An 18,237-nucleotide genomic window follows, 5' to 3' on the forward strand; every position below is an offset into this window, starting at 1 on the left:
TGCGACTATGACAGACTTGACGCCATGACTACGATCATCATGCGCACCTCCGAAGGTGACATCACCATCAACCTGTTCGACGACAAGGCCCCGGAGACAGTGAAGAACTTCCTCGGCCTCGCCACCGGCGAGAAGGAGTGGGCGGACCCGTACACCGGCCAGCCCTCCCACGGCAAGTTCTACAACGGCCTGAGCTTCCACCGCATCATCAAGGACTTCATGATCCAGGGCGGCTGCCCGCTCGGCAACGGCACCGGCGGCCCCGGCTACGACTTCGACGACGAGATCGACCCGACGCTCAAGTTCGACCGCCCCTACCTGCTCGCCATGGCGAACGCCGGCCTGCGCCGCGGCCGCGACGGGAAGATCCACGGCACCAACGGCTCCCAGTTCTTCATCACCACCGTGCCGACCCCGTGGCTCGACGGCCACCACACGATCTTCGGCGAGGTCGCCGACGACCAGTCCAAGGCCGTGGTCGACAAGCTCGAGGCGCTGCCCACCGACCCGATGGACCGTCCGACCGAACCGGCCGTGATCCTTTCCGTCGACGTCGCGGAGTGACGATCGCGGTAGAGACGGCATAGACCCCCTCAGTCCCGCTTCGCGGGACAGCTCCCCCTGAAGGGGGCGCAATCCGTTCTGCGCCCCCTTCAGGGGGAGCTGTCGGCCGCAGGCCGACTGAGGGGGTCCTCTCTTACAGCACGTGGAAGTGCTTGAGAGCGTTCATCACGCCGTCGTGGTCGACGTCGTCGGTCACGTAGTCGGCGGCGGCCTTCGGACCTTCGGTCGCGTTGCCCATCGCCACGCCGATGCCGGCGAACTCCAGCATCGTCACGTCGTTGCCGCCGTCGCCGAACGCCATCACCTGTTCGCGCGTCCAGCCGTAATGGCGCATGAAGCGTTCCATGCCCTTCGGCTTGCCGCCGTCCGCCGGAATCAGGTCGACGAAGTCCGGATGCCAACGCACGCCCGCCACGTTGCGGCACAATCCGACGATCTCCTTCTCCTGTTCGTCGCCGATGTACGGGCTCACCTGGAACGTCTCATGCGTCGCGGGGCGCGTATGCGGGTCGTCGACGAACACCTTCGGCGCGGTCTTGCCGAGCTGCTTCCACGTGGCGCGCATCGGCTCGGTCACCTGGTTGAAGTACACGTAGTCGGATTCGCAGAAGTTCGCCACCACGTCCGGGTGGCGGTCCAGCCAGGCGACGATCGTGCGCACGTCCTGCGGGTCGAGCGCCTCCTTCTCCAGGAAGCCGTCATGGTCGACGCAGTACTGGCCGTTCAGGCCGACGATGCCGTCGAACGTGACCGGGATCATGTCGAGCACGACGGTCATGTGGCTGGGCGCGCGGCCCGAACAGATGAACACCTTCACGCCCTTCGCCTGCAGCTGGTGCAGCGCGTCGATCGTGGACTGCGGGATCGTGTGCGTCACGAAGCTGGTGAGCGTGCCGTCGATGTCGAAGAACGCGGCGCGGATGTCGGGCGTGGTCATGGTGCCTCCTCGCGGGAATCGCAGGAATCGGATCGTTCCGCATCCCAGTCTAGGGAGGTGAGGGGAGACGACGGGCGGAACGGGTGTCGGAACCGTCGACGGACGTATCCGTCCCGTCCACGCGGGCACGACCTACAATCGGGCGTATGAGCGAACGCAACGCAACAGACCGCACAGACCACGCAACCGACATCACCGCCTCCGCCGTCGTCGGGCACGTCGAGGCCGACCCGGACCTCGTCGCGATTCGGCACTACCTGCACGCGCATCCGGAACGCAGCTTCAAGGAATACGACACCAGCATCTACCTCGCCGACCAGTTGAAGGCGCACGGCGTGGAGGTGCTCGATAACCCGTTGGAGACCGGTGTCGTCGGGCTCATCCGCGGCGAGGGCGGACCCGGGCCGCGCGTCGCCCTGCGCGCCGACATCGACGGCCTGCCCATCGTCGAGGACACGGGGCTGCCGTTCGCCTCCGTCAACGAGGGGGTCATGCACGGCTGCGGCCACGACCTGCATATGACCGGACTGCTCGGCGCCGCGTTCTGGCTCGCCGAGCACCGCGACCGGTTCGCCGGCAGCGTGAAGATTCTCTTCCAGCCGAGCGAGGAGACCGGCCAGGGCGCGTTCGCGATGCTCGACGCGGGGCTTCTCGACGACGTGGACGCGATCATCGGCACGCACAACAATCCGAACTACGCGCCCGGCGAGGTCGCGGTCGGCGTCGAGCCGATGATGGCCGGCTGCGTGCGCTTCCAGGTGACGCTCCACGCGGACGGCACGCACGCCGGATACCCGCACAAGGGCACCGGTCCGATCGAGGCGCTCGCGTCGATGGTGCTCGAACTGCAGACCATCGTCAGCCGCAACGTCAACGCGCTGCATCCGCTGGTCCTGTCCATCACCGAGGTGCACGGCGGCCGCGTGTGGAACGTCGTGCCCGCCGAAGCCGGTTTCCAGGGCACCGTGCGCTACTTCCACAAGGAGGACAGCCTGCTCGCCGAACGCCGCTTCAAGGCGGTCGTCGGGCATACGGCGGAGGCGTTCGGCATCACGGCGGACGTCACGTGGGACGACTTCCAGGATCCGGTCGTCTCCGACGCGCCGCTCGCGCGCGCCGTCGCCGCCGACGTGCGCGGCTACGCGGCGTTGGAGACGATCCGCCCGTCCATGGCGGGGGAGGACTTCTGCGAGTTCGCGCGCACGACCCGCTCCGTGTTCGCGTTCATCGGCTCGAACGGTGCGGAGGGATGCGCCGACTGGCACAGCCCCCGGTTCGTCGGCCTCGACGCGTCGATTCCCACGTTCGTCGACTTCTACGTGAACGCCGCGTTGCGCGTGCTCGCCGAACTCGGCGCCTCCGGTCCGGGTTCCGGTTCCGGCGACGGTGCCGCTCGCTGACGGGACGGGATGACGCCGCGGGACGGCGTTGACGGGACGGACGACGACCACGGATTAGGATAGGGAGACATGACACAGATTCGCTTCGCACTCGCCCAGATCGACACCTGCGTCGGCGCGCTCGACGCCAACGCGGACAAGGTGCTCGACTACAGCCGCCGCGCCGCCGCCGACGGCGCCAAGGTCGTCGTCTTCCCGGAGATGACGCTCACCGGATACCCGATCGAGGACCTCGCCCTGCGCCGCACGTTCCGCCAGGCCGCATGGGACAAGGCCAACGGGCTCGCCGAATCCCTGAGGAAGGAGGGACTGCGCGACCTGTACGTGGTGGTCGGCACCGTCGGCACCGACCATGAGACCTCCAAGCCCTACAACCGTCTCGTCGTGCTGCACGACGGCGTCGTGTGGGCCGGCTACGACAAGCACTTCCTGCCCAACTACGGTGTGTTCGACGAGTTCCGCATCTTCAAGGCCGGCGAACGCTCCGTCGTGCTCGACGTGGACGGTGCTCGCCTCGGCGTCGCCATCTGCGAGGACATCTGGCAGGACGGCGGCCCCGTCGCCGAACTCGCCGGCCGCGACATCGACGCGCTCGTCACCATCAACGGCTCCCCGTACGAGGAGGGCAAGACCGACGTGCGCCTCGAACTGGCGAAGCGCCGCGCCGCCGAAGTGGAGGCGCCGCTCATCTACGTGAACCAGGTCGGCGGCCAGGACGACCTCGTCTTCGACGGCGGCAGCTTCGTCGTCGATGCCGACGGCACGCTGCTCGAACGCGCCCCCATGTTCATGGAGGACCTCGCCTTCTGGACGCTCGACACGGCGAAGGTGCACCAGGCCAAGTCCACGGTCGCGCCGAAGCTCGACCCGGACGAGGAGGTGTACACCGCCTGCGTGCTCGGCCTCAAGGACTACATGGCCAAGAACGGCTTCCACGGCGTCACTCTCGGCCTGTCCGGCGGCATCGACTCCGCGCTCGTCGCCGCCATGGCGGCCGACGCGGTCGGCGGCGACAACGTGCACGGCATCTCCATGCCCTCCATGTACTCCTCCGACGGTTCCAAGGACGACGCGGCCGACCTCGCCGCGAACATCGGCGCCCATTACGACGTGCAGCCCATCGAGCCGTTGTTCAAGGCGTTCCAGGGCCAGCTCGACCTCGACGGCGTGGCCGCCGAGAACCTGCAGGCGCGCATCCGCGGCGTCATCGTCATGGCCTATTCGAACTCGAAGGGGCTGCTCGCCGTCGCCACCGGCAACAAGTCAGAGCTCGCCTGCGGCTACTCCACGATCTACGGCGACGCGGTCGGCGGCTATGCGCCAATCAAGGACCTGCTCAAGACGCGCGTGTGGGAGCTGTCCCGCTGGCGCAACAAGGCGGCCGCGGCCGGCGTCGGCATAGGCGGCCTGAAGATCGTGGGCAACGAGGCGGGCGATCCGGGCACGCCGCTCGAGAACGGCGTGATGATCCCGGTCGCCTCCATCGAGAAGGCGCCGTCCGCCGAGCTGCGCCCCGGACAGAAGGACTCCGATTCGCTGCCCGAATACGAGCTGCTCGACCAGGTGCTCGCCGCGTACATCGAGCACGCGCACGGCCGCGCCGACCTGCTCGCCGACGGCTTCGACGAGAAGACCGTCGACACGGTGATGCGTCTCGTCGACCGCGCCGAATGGAAGCGCCGCCAATACCCGCTGGGTCCGAAGGTCACCGCGCTCGCGTTCGGACGCGACCGCCGCCTGCCGATCACCAACGCGTTCCGCGAGTAACCGCGAGTAACCGCGAATAAACAGTCGTGCCATTGCAGAAGGGAGATCATCATGGCGAAGGACACGCGATGGTATTTCAACATGGTCACCGGGGAACCCGAACAGGGGCCGAAATCCCCGATCGAGCAGCGCATGGGGCCGTACAAGTCCCGCGAGGACGCGCTCGACGCGTGGAAGATCTTCCAGGACCGCGAGACCCTCTGGAAGGAGCAGGACCGGCAGTGGAACCTCGACTGGGACCGGCCGCATAAGGCGTAGCGGCCATGGCGACGGCTCCGGGGCGTGAGCCCCCTGGCCGCCGCCGATTGCGGCAACCGATGGAAACCGGCGCGGAACGGGCGTGTGAACGATAACGCAATGTGAGATATGTCACGCCCGTTTTGCGCCTTTTCCCATTTTCGGGCGGTTACACTGGGAGACAACGACGACGAAGGTGCGTCGGAAGATACAACACCAAGGAGTGGAAATGACAGCTGTTGAATCTGCTGCACTGACCGCGGAAGAGCTCGACGCGAAGGCGTGGGACGGCTTTGAGGGCGGCAACTGGCAGAAGGACATCGACGTTCGTGACTTCATCCAGAAGAACTACACCCCGTACACCGGCGACGAGAGCTTCCTCGCCCCCGCCACCGAGAAGACCAAGCACCTGTGGAAGTACCTCGACGACAACTACCTGGCCGTCGAGCGCAAGCAGCGCGTCTACGACGTGGACACCCACACCCCGGCGGGCATCGACGCCTTCCCGGCCGGCTACATCGACTCCCCGGAGGTCGACAACGTGATCGTCGGCCTGCAGACCGACGTCCCCTGCAAGCGCGCGATGATGCCGAACGGCGGCTGGCGCATGGTCGAGCAGGCCATCAAGGAGGCCGGCAAGGAGCCGGATCCGGAGATCAAGAAGATCTTCACCAAGTACCGCAAGACGCACAACGACGGCGTCTTCGGCGTGTACACCAAGCAGATCAAGGTCGCCCGCCACAACAAGATCCTCACCGGTCTGCCGGACGCCTACGGCCGCGGCCGCATCATCGGCGACTACCGCCGCGTCGCCCTGTACGGCGTGAACAAGCTGATCGCCTTCAAGAAGCGCGACAAGGACTCCGTGCCGTACCGCAACGACTTCACCGAGCCGGAGATCGAGCACTGGATTCGCTTCCGCGAGGAGCACGACGAGCAGATCAAGGCCCTCAAGCAGCTCATCAACCTCGGCAACGAGTACGGCCTCGACCTGACCCGCCCGGCGCAGACCGCGCAGGAGGCCGTGCAGTGGACCTACATGGGCTACCTCGCCTCCATCAAGTCCCAGGACGGCGCCGCCATGTCCTTCGGCCGCAACTCCGCGTTCCTCGACTGCTACATCGAGCGCGACCTCCAGGCCGGCAAGATCACCGAGACCGACGCCCAGGAGCTCATCGACAACATCGTCATGAAGCTGCGCATCGTGCGCTTCCTGCGCACCAAGGACTACGACGCCATCTTCTCCGGCGATCCGTACTGGGCGACCTGGTCCGACGCCGGCTTCGGCGACGACGGCCGTCCGCTGGTCACCAAGACCTCGTTCCGTCTGCTCAACACGCTGACCCTCGAGCACCTCGGACCCGGCCCGGAGCCGAACATCACCATCTTCTGGGATCCGAAGCTGCCGGAAGGCTACAAGCGCTTCTGCGCCAAGATCTCCATCGACACCTCGGCCATCCAGTACGAGTCCGACCGTGAGATCCGCGGCCACTGGGGCGACGACGCGGCCATCGCGTGCTGCGTCTCCCCGATGCGCGTCGGCAAGCAGATGCAGTTCTTCGCCGCCCGCGTGAACTCCGCCAAGGCCCTGCTGTACGCCATCAACGGCGGCCGCGACGAGATGACCGGCATGCAGGTCATCGACAAGGGCGTGATCGACCCGATCCTCCCGGAGGCCGACGGCACCCTCGACTACGAGAAGGTCAAGAACAACTACGAGAAGGCCCTCGAGTGGCTGTCCGAGACCTACGTGATGGCGCTGAACATCATCCACTACATGCACGATAAGTACGCGTACGAGTCCATCGAGATGGCCCTGCACGACAAGGAGGTGTACCGCACCCTCGGCTGCGGCATGTCCGGTCTGTCCATCGCCGCCGACTCCCTCGCCGCGATCAAGTACGCCAAGGTGTACCCGATCACCAACGCCGAGGCCAAGAACCTCGAAGGCCACGAGTACGAGTACGTCGAGGGCGCCGATGACGACCTGGTCGTCGGCTACCGCACCGAGGGCGAGTTCCCGATCTATGGCAACGACGACGACCGCGCCGACGACATCGCCAAGTGGGTCGTCTCCACGGTCATGGGCCAGGTCAAGCGCCTGCCGGTCTACCGCGGCGCCGTCCCGACCCAGTCCATCCTGACGATCACCTCCAACGTCGAGTACGGCAAGAACACCGGTTCCTTCCCGTCCGGCCACAAGAAGGGCACCCCGTACGCCCCGGGCGCGAACCCGGAGAACGGCATGGACTCCCACGGCATGCTGCCGTCCATGTTCTCCGTCGGCAAGATCGACTACAACGACGCTCTTGACGGCATCTCGCTGACCAACACCATCACCCCCGATGGCCTCGGTCGCGACGAGGAGGAGCGCATCGGCAACCTGGTCGGCATCCTCGACGCCGGCAACGGCCACGGCCTCTACCACGCGAACATCAACGTCCTGCGCAAGGAGACCATGGAAGACGCCGTCGAGCACCCGGAGAAGTACCCGCACCTGACCGTGCGCGTCTCCGGCTACGCGGTGAACTTCGTCAAGCTCACCAAGGAGCAGCAGCTCGACGTCATCTCCCGTACCTTCCACCAGGGCGCCGTCACCGACTGATTCCCGTCGGAGACCAGCGGCCGCGTGAAGCGGTAGAACGATGAAGGGGTGGGATTCGTCCCACCCCTTCCTTATGCGACAACTGCAACAACCAATACGATTACGATCATTCCGTGCATCACTCGGAACAGGAGGACGACGATGCCCGAAACCCAGTTCCGCACCACCACGCGCCACATGCTGCGCGAATCCAAGACCTACGCCAAGCAGACCCTCATGGGAGGCCTGTCCGGCTTCGAATCGCCGATCGGCCTCGACCGCCGCGACCGCATCGCCGCGCTCAGGTCCGGCGACATCGGCTTCGTCCACTCGTGGGACATCAACACGTCCGTCGACGGCCCGGGCACGCGCATGACCGTGTTCATGTCCGGCTGCCCGCTGCGCTGCCAGTACTGCCAGAACCCGGACACCTGGAAGATGCGCGACGGCAAGCCCGTCACGCTCGAGGCGATGATCAAGAAGGTCGACCGCTACAAGGACCTGTTCAAGGCCACGCACGGGGGCATCACGTTCTCCGGCGGCGAGTCGATGATGCAGCCCGCCTTCGTCTCCCGCGTGTTCCACGCCGCCAAGGAGATGGGTGTGCACACCTGCCTCGACACGTCAGGCTTCCTCAACACGAGCTACACCGACGCGATGCTCGAGGACATCGACCTGTGCCTGCTCGACGTCAAATCCGGCGACGAGGAGACCTACCACAAGGTGACCGGCGGCGTGCTCCAGCCCACCATCGACTTCGGCCAGCGCCTCGCCAAGGCCGGCAAGAAGATCTGGGTGCGCTTCGTGCTCGTGCCCGGACTCACCGACTCCGAGGAGAACGTCGAGAACGTGGCGCGCATCTGCGAGAGCTTCGACGGGGCGGTGGAGCACATCGACGTGCTCGGCTTCCACCAGCTCGGCCGTCCGAAGTGGCACGAGCTGCGCATCCCGTACCCGCTGGAGAACCAGAAGGGCCCGAGCGCCGCGCTGCGCGAACGCGTCGTCAAGCAGTTCGAGGCGCACGGCTTCACCGTGTACTAGATTCGCCCCAAATCCCCGCGTGCCGATGCCCCGAAAGCGCGCGGGGGCACCTACGCTGGAGATATGGCCGACATCTACGCATTTCCCACGGGCGTGAAATCGCGCACCGGGCGTGACGCCGGTCCGGGACTGCCGGGCCGGCCGGCCGGCGTGCCCGACGACGTATGGCATGCGGTCGAATCGGTCCGCGGCATGCGACGCATCGGGGACGTACGCTATCGCGAGATCCCCGTCCCCTCGACGCTCGCCGACTACGGCATCGGCGTCGAACTCGAGGCGGGCACGCGCGACGACGACGCGGGCTTCCCCTTCGACGGCATCACGCCGGGAGGCGTCGCCACCGGATGGATCATGATCCTCTACAGCGCGACGCCGCGCGACGACTGGGGATCACGCTGGCGTTGCGTCGCGTTCGCGCGGCTCCCGCTCGACAACGACGAGGACGACGCGCTCGCCCCCGACCTCTACTGGGACCTCATGTGCGACCATCTCGACGGCGTCGATCCGGACAGCGTGGGCGGCACCGTCACCGTCACGCGCAACACCGCGTTCGGCTCGCTCGGACGCGACGATTCCTCCGGATGCGAGATCCGCGTCTCCTTCACCCCCACGACGTTCGACGGCATGCCGTATGATGCCGGAGCGAGCGTGTCCGTATGGGCCCGCTTCCTCAAATCCACCATTCTCTTCGACGGGGAAACGGACGTTGACTGAACCGAAAGCGGAACCAAGACTGCAATCCAAGCCGCGTGGGGGCGTGCCCCCACTGACCGACACGCCGGAAGGCTACCGACGTGCCTGCGAGGCGTTGGCCGGCGCGTCCGGACCTCTCGCCGCCGACGCGGAGCGCGCGTCCGGATTCCGCTACGGGCACGAGGACTGGCTCATCCAGTTCAAACGCGAGGGGGCGGGCATCGTCCTGCTCGACCCGGTCGCGCTCACCCGCGCCGGCGTCGACTGGAACCGGTTCAACGACGCGGTCGGCGACGCCGTGTGGATCATCCACGACGCGATGATGGACCTGCCGGGATTCGCCGACATCGGGCTGACGCCCCGCGGGCTCTTCGACACGGAGGTCGCGGCGAGGCTCCTCGGACTGCACCGCTTCGGCCTCGCCTCCGTCACCGAGCAGTACCTCGGCATCACGCTCGCCAAGGAGCATTCCGCCGCCGACTGGTCGTATCGTCCGCTGCCGTACGACTGGCGCAACTACGCGGCCCTCGACGTCGAGCTCCTCATCGAGCTCGAGTCGCTCATGCGCGCCGACCTGAAACGCGCCGGCAAGGAGGAGTGGGCCGAGGAGGAGTTCGCGCACATCCTCGCCGAAGGCACGTCCGGCAGACCCCGCCACGAGCATCCCGTGCCGTGGCTGCGCATCTCCCACATCACCGAGATCAACCGCGACCCGCGCGCCCTCGCCGTCGCGCGCGCCCTGTGGACGAAGCGGGACGAGCTCGCCCGGCTCCACGACATCGCGCCGACGCTGCTGCTCGCCGACTCGTCGATCATCGAGGCGGCGAAGCGCAAACCGCACAACGCGCGCGAGTTCCGCGCCGTGCGCTGCCTCAACGAGCGCGTGCGCATGCACACGGGAGGCGAACAGGACAAGATGTTCGAGCGGTATGCGCCGATCCAGCGCGCCGTGAAGCCCTCCGTGTGGAAGGCCGCCATCCAGGAGGCGCTCGACCTGCCCGACGACGAGCTTCCGGTCATGCCGTCGGGCCATGGCGACGCCCGCGGCGGCAGGGACGACGGCGAGGAGACGAACGCGCCGCGCGGCATGCGCATGTGGGAGCGTCGCCCGGAACGTCTCGCCCGGCTCAAGCGCGTGCGGAAGGTCGTCAACCAGATCGCGGAGGACACGCGCACGCCCGCCGACGTGATCATCCGCCCGCAGATCATCCGCAACCTGTGCTGGACCGACGACCCGGCGTCGCGCGACGTGGCGGCCTTCCTCGCGGCGCAGGGCGCGCGCGACTGGCAGGTGAAACTCGTCGCAGCGTCCGTGTCGCGCGTTATAATGTGACGGTTGCCTTCGGGCAGATATAGGAAAAACAACTTTTCAGGAGCGTTTAGCGTGAAGATCAGCGTTCGTAACCTCGAACCCACCAAGGTGAAGCTCACCATCACCGTCGAACCGGAGGAGTTCGACCCGTACCTCGATGCCGCTCGCAAGGACATCGCCAAGCAGGTGAACGTGCCGGGCTTCCGCAAGGGCCACGTTCCGGGCAAGATCATCGACCAGCGTTTCGGCTTCGGCGCCGTCGCCGGTGAGGCCGTCAACGATGGCGTGCCGGAGCTCTACTCCAAGGCCCTCGAGGAGAAGAAGATCCACCCGATGGCCCAGCCGGAGTTCGACGTCGTCGAGGTCCCGCAGTCCGCCAAGGACGAGACCAAGCTCAAGTTCACCGCCACCGTCGAGCGCCGCCCGGAGATCGAGCTGCCTCAGATCGACGGCATGGAGATCGCCATCGCCGCCCCGGAGGTCAAGGACGAGGACGTCGACAAGCGCCTCGAGGCCCTGCGCCAGCGCTTCGGCACCCTGGTCGGCGTGGACCGCCCGGCCGCCAAGGGCGACTTCGCCAACATCGACCTGTCCGCCGAGATCGACGGCGAGACCGTCGACTCCCAGGAGGGCGTGAGCTACGAGCTCGGCTCCAACACCATGCTCGACGGCCTCGACGAGGCGCTCGACGGCCTGTCCGCCGGCGAGGAGACCACCTTCGAGGGCACGCTGGAAGCCGGCGAGCACGAGGGCGAGAAGGCCACCGTCAAGGTCAAGGTCAACTCCGTGAAGGCCGAGGAGCTGCCGGAGCTGGACGACGACTTCGCCCAGGAGGCCTCCGAGTTCGACACGCTCGAGGAGCTCAAGGCCGACATCCGCAAGGCCGCCGGCGAGGACGCCAAGGGCCGTCAGGCCACCGAGGCCCGCGACGCGTTCCTCGCGAAGCTGGCCGAGGGCCTCGAGATCCCGGTGCCGAAGGGCGTCAAGGCCGCCGCGGTCGAGGAGCACCTCAAGGGCCTCACCCCGGATCCGGAGAAGGCCACCGACGAGCAGAAGAAGCAGGCCGAGGAAGGCGCCGAGAAGGAGATCAAGGACCAGATCCTGCTCGACACCCTCGCCGAGAAGATGAACGTCGAGGTCTCCCAGGCCGACGTGTTCAACTTCCTCGCCTCCATCGCCCAGCAGTACGGCATGGACCCGAACGCCTTCATCCAGGCGATTATCAAGAACGGCCAGCTCGGCTCCGCCGTGCAGGAAGTCGGCCGCTCCAAGGGCCTGCTCGCCGGCATGCGCGCCGTCAAGTTCACCGCGAACGGCGAAGAGGTCGACCTCTCCGCGTTCCTCGGTGACGCCGCCGAAGAGGAGGAGGCCGAGTCCGTCGAGGCCGCTTCCGCCGCCGCCGCGGTCGCCGACGAGCTGTCCTCCAAGGACGGCGAGTGAGCATAGCCGCGCGTTAGCGTGATATGACGTATGGAGGCTTGGAACCATCCGGGTTCCAAGCCTCCATTTCGTTATGCCGGTCGTCATGCCGACGATCGGCTCCTTCCGACGAGGGATCCCGGCGCGGCCGGGTGAGGGAGAGAGGATGACGATGCACGAACGGATCCGCATGGATCGCATGGTATGGCTCGTCGCCGCGACGCTCGTTCTGGGCGCGCTGATCGGCGCGGGGGCCGGACTGCTCACGCTGCTGCTGTACGGCGTCGAGCACGTGATGCTCGGCTACGTGGAGAGCGGTGCCATGCCCGGCCCGTTCCACGTGCCGGCCGTGCGCCGCGCCGTGTCCGTGACCGTGGGCCTGTCCGTCGCCGCGCTGGCCTGGTGGCTGCTGCGTACGAAGACCACGAAGGTGCCGTCCGTCAAGAAGGCGGTCGCGGGGGAGCGGATGCCCTGGTGGCAGACCGTCGTGCACGTCGTGCTCCAGATCTTCATCGTCGGATCCGGCGCGTCCATCGGCCGCGAGGTGGCGCCGCGCGAACTCGGCGCGATGCTCGCCCAACGCTTCTGTGACCTGTTCCGCATCGGCGGGGAGGGAAGCGGCGAGGCGGGGCTCGCCGACCGGCGCATGATCGTCGCCGTGGCCGCCGGAGCCGGTCTCGGCGGCGTCTACGACGCGCCGCTCGCCGGCATGTTCTTCGCCGTCGAGATCCTGCTCGCCGATGTGACGATCGAGAAGGTCGGATTCGCGTTGGGCATGTCCGCGACGGCCGCCTACGTCGCCTCGCTCGTCAAGGGCCGCCACACGTTCTACGCCGTGGCGGGCATGACCGCCGACTACACGCCGAGCCTCATGCTGTTCGCGTTGCTGTGCGGCGTGGCCTGCGGCGCGGCGGGCGCGCTGTTCCGGCGGGGATCCTCGTGGGCGACCGCGCACCAGCCGCACGGCAGGGCGCTGCTGTGGCAGATGCCGCTCGCGGGCCTCGCCACCGGTCTCGTCGCCGTGTTCGCGCCGCAGGTGATGGGCAACGGCCGCGCCGCCGCCCAGCTCGGCTTCGACGGTCTTGCCGCCGGCTCCGGGGCCGGTTCGGCGCAGGTCTGGCCGCTCATCGGCCTGTTGGCGGCCACGTTCCTCGCGAAGGCCGTGACGACGCTCGCCACGATTCGGTCCGGCGCGTCCGGCGGCGTGCTCCAGCCCGGCATCGCGCTCGGCGCCACGTTGGGCGCGACGCTCGGACTCCTCTGGTCGTTCGCGTTTCCCGGCGACCCGGTCGGCGTGTGCGCGCTCATCGGGGCCGCCGCGCTGCTCTCCGCCTCCCAGCAGGCGCCGCTCATGGCCATGTGCCTCATCATGGAGCTCGCCGAGGCACCCATCGCGCTCTTCGTGCCGGTCGGATTGGCCGTCGCCGCCTCCGCGCTCACGTCGCAGCGGATGCTCGACGCGTGGAAACGGTGAGCGGGGCCGCTCCGCCAGTCCCTGCCCGCCACCGTCCGCCCGGCCGCGCACGCCGCCGCGAACCTGTACGCGTCGAGCCGAAAGCGGGCGCAAATGCGCCGCGCCGTCGCTTGAAGGCGGTAGGCTTGAATACTGTTTATGACAGTATTCGAAATGGAGAATAAGGTGAGCAACACTCTTGCAACCCTCCCGGTCATGGCCGACGACGCACCGGCCGCCGGATTCGCCGACCCGATCTTCAACAGGCTCCTCAAGGACCGCATCATCTGGATGGGTGAAGAGGTCAAGGACGACATGGCCAACCGCATCTGCGCGCAGATGCTCATGCTGGCCGCCGAGGACCCGAAGAAGGACATCTGGCTGTACATCAACTCGCCGGGCGGCTCCATCACCGCCGGCATGGCCATCTACGACACGATGCAGCTCATCGAGCCGGACGTGGCGACCGTCGGCCTCGGCATGTGCGCCTCGATGGGCCAGTTCCTGCTGAGCTCCGGCACCAAGGGCAAGCGTTTCCTGACCTCGCACGCCCGCGTGCTCATGCACCAGCCGTCCGGTGGCATCGGCGGCACCACCACCGACGTGCGCATCAACGCCGAGCTCATCATGGACATGAAGAAGACCATGAGCGAGCTGACCGCCGAGCAGACCGGCCACACGGTCGAGGAGATCTACCGCGACAACGAGTACGACCACTGGTTCACCGCCACCGAGGCGCTGGAGTACGGTTTCGTGGACAAGATCATCACCACGCACGATTCGATGACGAAGGGAGAGTGAACAACATGGCATCCGAGGAAGCGAAGTTCGCCGCACGCGCCGACCGTCTGGCCGGTCCCGCCGGCGTCGTCGGCTTCATGCCGGCCGCGCGCCGCGAAGCCGCGTTCGCGCCGCAGAACCGATACATCCTGCCGCAGTTCGAGGAGAAGACCCCGTACGGCTTCAAGAGGCAGGACCCGTACACGCGCCTGTTCGAGGACCGCATCATCTTCATGGGCGTCCAGGTGGACGACACCTCCGCCGACGACATCATGGCGCAGCTGCTCGTGCTCGAATCGCAGGATCCGAACCGCGACGTGATGATGTACATCAACTCGCCCGGCGGCTCGATGACGGCCATGACCGCCATCTACGACACGATGCAGTACATCAAGCCGGACGTGCAGACCGTGTGCCTCGGCCAGGCCGCCTCCGCCGCCGCGATCCTGCTCGCCGCCGGCACCAAGGGCAAGCGCCTCATGCTGCCGAACGCGCGCGTGCTCATCCACCAGCCGGCCATCGACCAGGGCTTCGGCAAGGCCACGGAGATCGAGATCCAGGCGCGTGAGATGCTGCGCATGCGCGAATGGCTGGAGAAGACGCTCGCCAAGCACACCGGCCAGTCCCAGGAGAAGATCGCTAAGGACATCGAGGTCGACACGTTCCTCACGGCCGGCGAGGCCAAGGAATACGGCATCGTCGACGAGGTGCTCGAACACCGCCAGTGAGGCGGACGAACCGGGGCCGCCCTGCCGTCTATTCGGCCGGGCGGCCCCTATGCGACGTACGAGGGTGAAGGAGATGCGATGGGGCGTGTGGTGAGCTACGACGACGGCGTGCCGAAGTGCACGTTCTGCGGCAAGACCGAACATCAGGTGCGCAAGCTCGTCACCGGCCAGGGGGCCGCGATCTGCGACGAGTGCATCGAACTGTGCGTCGGCATCATCTCCGAGGAGCGGCACAAGGACGCCGAGGTCAACGCGCTGCAGCTGCCCAAACCCGTGCAGATCAACGCGTACCTCGACAAGTACGTGGTCGGCCAGCAGGCCGCCAAGCGCGCCCTGTCCGTCGCCGTGTACAACCACTACAAGCGCGTCAACATGGAGCTGGCGGAACGCGCCGGCGAACTCGACGAGGCGCACGGGCGGACGCGCGGCCGTCGCCGCCGCGACCCGCTCGCCGACGTCGAGGTCGCCAAATCGAACATCCTCCTGCTGGGTCCCACGGGCGTCGGCAAGACGTATCTCGCGCAGACGCTCGCCCACGTGATGAACGTGCCGTTCGTCATCACCGACGCGACCACGCTCACCGAAGCCGGCTACGTGGGCGACGACGTCGAGACCGTGCTGCAGCGGCTCATCGAGGCGGCGGACGGCGACGTGTCCAAGGCGGAGCACGGCATCGTCTACATCGACGAGATCGACAAGATCGCGCGCAAAAGCGGTGAGAACACGTCCATCACGCGCGACGTGTCCGGTGAGGGCGTGCAGCAGGCGCTGCTGAAGATCCTCGAAGGCACCGTCGCCTCCGTCCCCACGGAAGGCACGCGCAAACACCGCGACATGGAGACCGTGCAGATCGACACGCGCGGCATCCTGTTCATCTGCGGCGGCGCGTTCGTCGGCCTCGCCGACATCATCAAGACGCGTCTCGGCGCGCGTGAAAGCGGCTTCGGCGCCGCATGGCACGACCATCAGGTGCCGGACGAGGAGCTGCTCCAACAGGTGAGCGCCGACGACCTCGCCGAGTTCGGACTGCTGCCCGAATTCATCGGACGTCTCCCCGTCGTCAGCGTGCTCGACGAGCTCGACGAGGACGATCTGGCGGCCGTGCTCACCAAACCGGGCAACGCGCTCGTCAAGCAGTACATGAAGCTGTTCGCCGCCGACGGCGTGGATCTCGCGTTCACGCGCGAGGCGGTGCGCGCCATTGCCGCCACGGCGATACGGCAGGGGACGGGCGCGCGCGGGCTCAGATCCATCATCGAACGCACGCTGCAGGACACGATGTTCCAGCTGCCGAGCATGCCCGACGTGACCCAGGTGATCGTCGACAAGGCGTCCGTCACCGGCGCCGGCGTGCCGAAGATGGTGCGTTCCAGCGAAAGCGTGGACACGCAGGAGCTGCGCCCCGTCACGGCGCGCTCCCAAGGACGGAGGCGGCGCGCGGCGTGACGCGACACGCCGACCTTGCGAATCCGCGGACGATGGGTAATATATGTCGAGTTGCCTGAGCAAGACAACATGCGCCGGTAGCCCAGCGGATTAGAGCAGCTGACTACGGATCAGCAGGTCGCAGGTTCGAATCCTGTCCGGCGCACCACCTCGGACCGCACGAGGTAAACCAAGCGGTATGCGCGAGTAGCCCAGCGGATTAGAGCAGCTGACTACGGATCAGCAGGTCGCAGGTTCGAATCCTGTCTCGCGCACTCGTCACGGATGATTCCGTGGCATTGATAACCGAATATTCGGTATGCGCCGGTAGCCCAGCGGATTAGAGCAGCTGACTACGGATCAGCAGGTCGCAGGTTCGAATCCTGTCCGGCGCACCACCTCGGACCGCACGAGGTAAACCAAGCGGTATGCGCCGGTAGCCCAGCGGATTAGAGCAGCTGACTACGGATCAGCAGGTCGCAGGTTCGAATCCTGTCCGGCGCACGATAAAGCCCCTCTCACGCATGTGACAGGGGCTTTTCCAATATCGGCCGGACGAATCATGAACGGCCATGATCCGGGGAGGACGCATGACGAACGGCAGCAGCACCCGCGGCAGGGGAGTCGGTCGCAGGGGAGTGTGGGGCACCATCCGCCACATCGCCGCATCTGACCGTCTCTCCGGACTCATCATGCTGTCCTTCGCGTTCCTCGGCCTCATCCTCGCGAACCTGCCGGCCACCGCCCACGCGTTCGAGACCATCGCCGAAACGCATATCGCCGTGCCGCGCACCAACCTCGACCTGCCGATCGGCCACTGGGCGCAGGACGGGCTGCTCACCATCTTCTTCCTCACCGTCGGCCTCGACCTGAAACAGGAGCTCACCACCGGTTCGCTCGCCAACCCGAAGGCCGCCGCCGTGCCGATGCTGTGCGCGGTGGGCGGCATGGTCACGCCGCCCATCCTGTTCACCGCCGTCACCGCGCTGCTCGCGCAATACGGGCCGGGCCCCGCGGGTTCCCTCGTGCTCACCACCACGGGCAGCGAGATCCCGTTCGCGGAGATGGCGCGCGGCTGGGCCGTGCCCACCGCCACCGACATCGCGTTCTCGCTCGCCGTGCTCGCCATCTTCGCCAAAGCGCTGCCCGGCGCGATCCGCGCGTTCCTCATGACGCTCGCCACCGTCGACGACCTGCTCGCCATCATCCTCATCGCCGTGTTCTTCTCCGCGCTCAACGCGTGGTACTGGTTCATCGGCATCGCCGCCTGCGCGGCCGTCTGGGCGGCGCTCGTGCGCATGCGGCGCGTGCCGTGGCCGCTTGTCGCCGTCGTCGGCGTCCTCGCCTGGGTGATGATGTTCGAGGCGGGCGTGCATCCGACGCTCGCCGGCGTGCTCGTCGGCCTGCTCACCCCCGCGCGCGAGGTGCACGGCGAGACCACGCCGCGCGCCGACCGGTACGCAGGCAAGCTCCAACCGTTCTCCGCGCTGCTCGCCCTGCCCGTGTTCGCCCTGTTCGCCACCGGCGTGCACTTCGAATCGCTCACGCCCGCGCTCATGCTCTCGCCGATCGTCATCGCGCTGATCGTCGCGCTCGTCGTCGGCAAGCCGCTCGGCATCATGACCACCGCATGGCTGTCCACCCACCTGTTCGGCCTCAAGATGGCGAAGGGGCTGCGGGTGCGCGACATGTTCCCCGCCGCCTGCGCGTGCGGCATCGGCTTCACCGTCGCGTTCCTCATCGCCTCCCTCGCCTACGACAATCCGGAGCTGTCCGCCGAGGCGCGTTTCGGCGTGCTCGTCGGCTCGCTCATCGCCGCCGCCATCTCCGGCGTGCTGCTGAGCCGTCAGTCGAAACGATACGAGCGCGAGGCGCATGAGGCTGCGTCGCGCGTCTG

General features: G+C 67.1%; 14 protein-coding genes, 4 tRNA genes and 1 pseudogene. 18 read left to right on the forward strand and 1 reads right to left on the reverse strand.

All coding sequences use genetic code 11. The features are described from left to right. The first annotated feature begins 24 nt into the window (after positions 1-24). Entirely contained in the window at positions 25-564 is a 540-nt protein-coding gene (locus tag AC1AYN_RS02790; RefSeq protein ID WP_101622857.1) for a peptidylprolyl isomerase, read from the forward strand. A 133-nt stretch (positions 565-697) separates the two neighbouring features. On the opposite strand, the gene AC1AYN_RS02795 is transcribed toward AC1AYN_RS02790, so the two are convergent. Continuing rightward, a complete protein-coding gene (locus tag AC1AYN_RS02795) occupies positions 698-1,501 on the reverse strand; it encodes a Cof-type HAD-IIB family hydrolase (RefSeq protein WP_476531928.1) in 804 nt (267 codons plus the stop codon). Between the two features lie 146 nt (positions 1,502-1,647). On the opposite strand from AC1AYN_RS02795, the gene AC1AYN_RS02800 reads away from it, so the two are divergent. From AC1AYN_RS02800 to AC1AYN_RS02880, 17 genes and pseudogenes are all read left to right on the forward strand, one after another. Next, entirely contained in the window at positions 1,648-2,901 is a 1,254-nt protein-coding gene (locus tag AC1AYN_RS02800; protein ID WP_476531929.1) for a M20 metallopeptidase family protein, read from the forward strand. Between the two features lie 69 nt (positions 2,902-2,970). Beyond that, complete coding sequence (locus tag AC1AYN_RS02805; RefSeq protein WP_476531930.1) at positions 2,971-4,668, forward strand: NAD+ synthase; 1,698 nt, start codon at positions 2,971-2,973, stop codon at positions 4,666-4,668. A 51-nt stretch (positions 4,669-4,719) separates the two neighbouring features. Continuing rightward, positions 4,720-4,926, forward strand: coding sequence for a hypothetical protein (locus AC1AYN_RS02810; RefSeq protein ID WP_476501837.1), 207 nt, complete (start codon positions 4,720-4,722; stop codon positions 4,924-4,926). Positions 4,927-5,134: 208 nt separating this feature from the next. Further along, positions 5,135-7,510 (forward strand): formate C-acetyltransferase, encoded by a 2,376-nt coding sequence (gene pflB / locus AC1AYN_RS02815; protein ID WP_476501836.1) that lies wholly within the window; start codon positions 5,135-5,137, stop codon positions 7,508-7,510. A 141-nt stretch (positions 7,511-7,651) separates the two neighbouring features. Then, complete coding sequence (pflA, locus tag AC1AYN_RS02820; protein WP_476501835.1) at positions 7,652-8,530, forward strand: pyruvate formate-lyase-activating protein; 879 nt, start codon at positions 7,652-7,654, stop codon at positions 8,528-8,530. 63 nt (positions 8,531-8,593) lie between these two features. Next, the gene (locus AC1AYN_RS02825) at positions 8,594-9,244 is read left to right on the forward strand and encodes a DUF3000 family protein (RefSeq protein ID WP_476501834.1); all 651 of its coding nucleotides are present in this window, start codon (positions 8,594-8,596) and stop codon (positions 9,242-9,244) included. Between the two features lie 43 nt (positions 9,245-9,287). Beyond that, positions 9,288-10,556, forward strand: a complete 1,269-nt coding sequence (locus tag AC1AYN_RS02830; protein ID WP_476501833.1) for an HRDC domain-containing protein — start codon at positions 9,288-9,290, stop codon at positions 10,554-10,556. Positions 10,557-10,607: 51 nt separating this feature from the next. Next, positions 10,608-11,975: a trigger factor gene (tig, locus tag AC1AYN_RS02835; protein WP_476501832.1), complete on the forward strand. Its 1,368-nt coding sequence runs from the start codon at positions 10,608-10,610 to the stop codon at positions 11,973-11,975. A 151-nt stretch (positions 11,976-12,126) separates the two neighbouring features. After that, complete coding sequence (locus tag AC1AYN_RS02840) at positions 12,127-13,428, forward strand: chloride channel protein (RefSeq protein ID WP_476532318.1); 1,302 nt, start codon at positions 12,127-12,129, stop codon at positions 13,426-13,428. A gap of 165 nt (positions 13,429-13,593) precedes the next feature. Beyond that, a complete protein-coding gene (locus tag AC1AYN_RS02845; RefSeq protein WP_101623121.1) occupies positions 13,594-14,208 on the forward strand; it encodes an ATP-dependent Clp protease proteolytic subunit in 615 nt (204 codons plus the stop codon). 5 nt (positions 14,209-14,213) lie between these two features. Continuing rightward, a complete protein-coding gene (locus tag AC1AYN_RS02850; RefSeq protein ID WP_476531932.1) occupies positions 14,214-14,915 on the forward strand; it encodes an ATP-dependent Clp protease proteolytic subunit in 702 nt (233 codons plus the stop codon). 78 nt (positions 14,916-14,993) lie between these two features. Then, a complete protein-coding gene (gene clpX / locus AC1AYN_RS02855) occupies positions 14,994-16,361 on the forward strand; it encodes an ATP-dependent Clp protease ATP-binding subunit ClpX (RefSeq protein WP_476531934.1) in 1,368 nt (455 codons plus the stop codon). Between the two features lie 71 nt (positions 16,362-16,432). After that, positions 16,433-16,509 (forward strand) — tRNA-Arg (locus AC1AYN_RS02860). A gap of 32 nt (positions 16,510-16,541) precedes the next feature. After that, a tRNA-Arg gene (locus tag AC1AYN_RS02865) sits at positions 16,542-16,615 on the forward strand. A 46-nt stretch (positions 16,616-16,661) separates the two neighbouring features. Beyond that, positions 16,662-16,738, forward strand: a tRNA-Arg gene (locus AC1AYN_RS02870). A 32-nt stretch (positions 16,739-16,770) separates the two neighbouring features. Further along, positions 16,771-16,844: transfer RNA gene (locus AC1AYN_RS02875), tRNA-Arg, on the forward strand. An 86-nt stretch (positions 16,845-16,930) separates the two neighbouring features. Then, a pseudogene (locus AC1AYN_RS02880) lies at positions 16,931-18,214 on the forward strand (Na+/H+ antiporter NhaA); the annotation flags it as partial. Positions 18,215-18,237 lie beyond the last annotated feature (23 nt).

This window comes from Bifidobacterium sp. LH_413 (assembly GCF_056357015.1).